General features: G+C 41.9%; 1 protein-coding gene. It reads left to right on the top strand.

Translation table 11 applies throughout. From position 1 onward, the window contains the following. Positions 1-99 precede the first annotated feature (99 nt). Positions 100-540 (top strand): IS200/IS605 family transposase, encoded by a 441-nt coding sequence (gene tnpA, locus GPK90_RS17975; RefSeq protein ID WP_117483318.1) that lies wholly within the window; start codon positions 100-102, stop codon positions 538-540. The last annotated feature ends 11 nt before the right edge of the window (positions 541-551 follow it).

Below are 551 nucleotides of genomic sequence, written 5' to 3'. Positions count from 1 at the left end.
TGCAGATCAAACAGAACAAATGTTCTAAAATATAATAGACAAACGATCTCATTTGTGATATAATTAAATCAGTCGAAATAGAAAGAAATGCTGATAAATATGAGAGAACTTGACAATAATGCACATTCAGTATTTTTACTCTATTATCATCTGATTCTGGTCGTAAAGTACCGGAAAAAGGTCCTGAATGATCCGATCTCGGATCGCGCACGAGAAATCTTTGAATACATTGCGCCCAAATATCATATCACCCTGGAAGAGTGGAATCACGATGAGGACCATGTCCATATCATGTTCCGTGCCCATCCGAAGTCGGAACTCAGTAAATTTATCAATGCCTATAAAAGTGCCAGCAGCCGTCTGATCAAAAAAGAGTATCCGGAGATCCGGCAGAAGCTTTGGAAGGAAATGTTCTGGAGTCAGAGCTTCTGCCTCCTGAGTGCCGGCGGAGCTCCGATCGAAGTGATCCGCCAGTACATCGAGACACAGGGGGAGAAAAAACATGAACGTAGTATACCGGTTTCGGATCTATCCCAATAAAATACAACAGG

Source organism: Clostridium sp. MCC344 (genome assembly GCF_018785365.1).
Lineage (GTDB): Bacteria > Bacillota > Clostridia > Lachnospirales > Lachnospiraceae > Pilosibacter.
The sequence above is the reverse complement of the archived record's forward strand: the minus strand, read 5'-3'. Positions and strand labels throughout refer to the sequence as shown.